Genomic DNA, 2,510 nt, shown 5'->3' on the forward strand with positions numbered 1-2,510 from the left:
GACCTTGGTAAGACGGTATCCCAGATTGCGTTTAAAACTGTGTTGAACGAAGCCGTGGTTTGCTATGGGTATTTCTTTGTTGATTTTTGAGTGTTTCCAAGGATCAAAACCCAGTTGAAAGGCTAATTTGAACGTTTTGTGTTCGGTGTTTTTTAGTGTTTGCATGCAATTGGACGTAATTTTCCCCGGATACTTTATTTACCCAAGATAAGCGGTTTTCAGGTTTCAAAGAACTTAGTTTTTGTGTTTTTATTCCGGGGCTCTTATTTTTTTCAGGCTGGGATCATGTACCATTCGTCCTTTTTGACAGCAAGGACAGGTGAATGCCTGCGGGCCGAGGATTTTTTCGAGGATCTGATAAGTTGTAAGTCCCTCCAGAGGAGATCGGATCTTTGGCTTACCGAGCAGTTCCAGGCAGAGATCCATTTTGGAGGTTCCGACCCAGAAGGCCATAATTCCGTAGTATCGGATTTTGTAGAAGTTGTCGGGCAGGATATGCCGAAGGAACCGTGCCGCAAATTCCCGTACTGGAAGAACCATTGTTTTTTGTTTGTTGTCACGGTAGTCTTTCCATCGGAAACTGACACGATCATCATGGCAAGACACAATCCGACTGTTGCTGATGGCTACCCGGTGGGTATATCGTCCCAGATAGCTGATTACCTGATTGGCCCCTCTGAACGTTTTTTTGATGTATACGTGCCAGTTTTTGGCATACAGCACCTTTTTGACTTGATCCGGATGAGAATAGCTTTCAGTTTGACTATCAGGAATACGAAGGCTGCTTTGAATCAGAAGTTTGGTCAAACCCGAGATGAAGACACCTCTATAAATGGAGGCCAGCGCTTTTACCGGGACAAAGAACTTGCGGTGGGCATGAATCCACTGGGTATGGTCCGGGTCTAACCCCCCTGCCGGGACAAGCATGTGAATGTGGGGATGGTAGGTCAATGCCTGCCCCCAGGTGTGGAGTACCGAAAGACTTCCTGTTTCTACCCCCAGAAAGTCGGGATTGAGGGCGGCTTTCTTTACAGCAAGTGCACTGGAGGCAAAGAGCAGATCATAGCAGATTTTCTGATTGAGGTAGAACAAGGGGCGGAGTGTCTCGGGTATGGTAAAAACCAGATGGAAGTACCGGACGGGAAGGAGCCTTGCTTTGAGTTTTTCTACCCAGATCAGCTGACGGGTATACTGGCATTTGGGGCAGTGCCTGTTTCTGCAGGAGTTGTAGCAGATCTTGCGATGATCACACTGGTCGCAGAGCAGGGTGTGACTGCCCATGGCGGAAGTCCTGCAGGCGAGCACGGAAGCAAAGGCCTTTTGCTGGCAGACTGAAAGGTGAAGATCGGAAGCGAACTGCTTTCCACAGGCCCTGAAGACATCGGCCAGTTCGGCACCGGAGGACCGTTGGTTGACCGTTTCCATCAGAGCGTGTCCAATGGACTTTTGATCTGTGCGGGTTCAAACTTGCAGACATGAAGATAAACCGAGGTAGTCTTGAGAGATCGGTGTCCAAGCAGATCTTGGATGATTCGCACATTGGTCCCCTGCTCCATCAGGTGTGTAGCAAAGGAGTGTCGGAGCGTGTGAAAAGAGGCATCTTTGGAGATCCCAGTAGATTTTAAGGCTTTTTTCAGAACGACCTGTGCACTTTTGTGACTGTAAGGCTGGCCTGGAGTCATTCCTTCGAACAGGTAAGTCTTGGGCCTGTAGGATCGAAAATAAGCTCGGAGTTGATCTAGAAGTCCTGCAGGAAGCAACGTATAACGGTCTTTGTTGCCTTTACCTGAGCTAATGCGGATCTGCATGCGAGAGCTGTCTAGATCAGCGGGTTTGAGATTTACTACTTCGTTTAGCCGGAGTCCTGCCGCATAGGTTAGGGCCACCAGGCAGTAGTGTTTTCTGTTTTTGAGACTGGCCAGAATAGCAGTGATCTCTTCTTTGGAAAAAACCACCGGAAGTGTTTTGGGAGTTTTTGGCCTTTTGACCTTGATCGGATCCCAATCGTTGCCCAATACATCCTTTTGTAGGATTCTGAATGCGCTGATAATCTGATTAATGCCGGAAGGGGAAAGTTGGTCTTGGGCTACCTTCTTAAAAAGATAATCCTTGAGTTCGGCCGAACTGATGAGATCCGGAGACTTTCCGAAGTGTCTGGCCATTGCAGCCACCAGACTGATGTAGGTGGTGATGGTTCTGGGGGAGTAATTTCTGACCCGCATCTCTTGGAGCATGCGCTGTCGGAGGCTTTTTTTTCCATGTTTAATAAAGATTTAGAATGAAACATGGAATAAAAATAACCTTAACACCTCAAAATGAGAATAATACGTCTTAAGGTGAAATGGACTGCCGACGCAGTCGGTTTAGTTCAATCGGGTCAGGCAGGGGAATCTCACCCCCACCTTCCCACAGAACCGTGCGTGAGACTCTCACCTCACACGGCTCTTCATGTTATCAAATCACATTGAAAGTATAAACTCTCAGGGATATACCAGCAACCAGTGTTCGAA

Annotated in this window: 2 protein-coding genes; both read right to left on the reverse strand. The window is 47.7% G+C overall.

The window, feature by feature from the left end; translation table 11 throughout:
• Positions 1-249: 249 nt before the first annotated feature.
• Positions 250-1,425: an IS91 family transposase gene (locus Q8M62_RS04390; protein ID WP_305668035.1), complete on the reverse strand. Its 1,176-nt coding sequence runs from the start codon at positions 1,423-1,425 to the stop codon at positions 250-252.
• Positions 1,425-2,234 (reverse strand): site-specific integrase, encoded by an 810-nt coding sequence (locus tag Q8M62_RS04395; RefSeq protein ID WP_305668036.1) that lies wholly within the window; start codon positions 2,232-2,234, stop codon positions 1,425-1,427. The genes Q8M62_RS04390 and Q8M62_RS04395 overlap by 1 nt, the downstream gene beginning before the upstream one ends.
• Positions 2,235-2,510: the final 276 nt, after the last annotated feature.

The sequence above is a fragment of the Algoriphagus sp. genome (assembly GCF_030694375.1).
Lineage (GTDB): Bacteria > Bacteroidota > Bacteroidia > Cytophagales > Cyclobacteriaceae > Algoriphagus.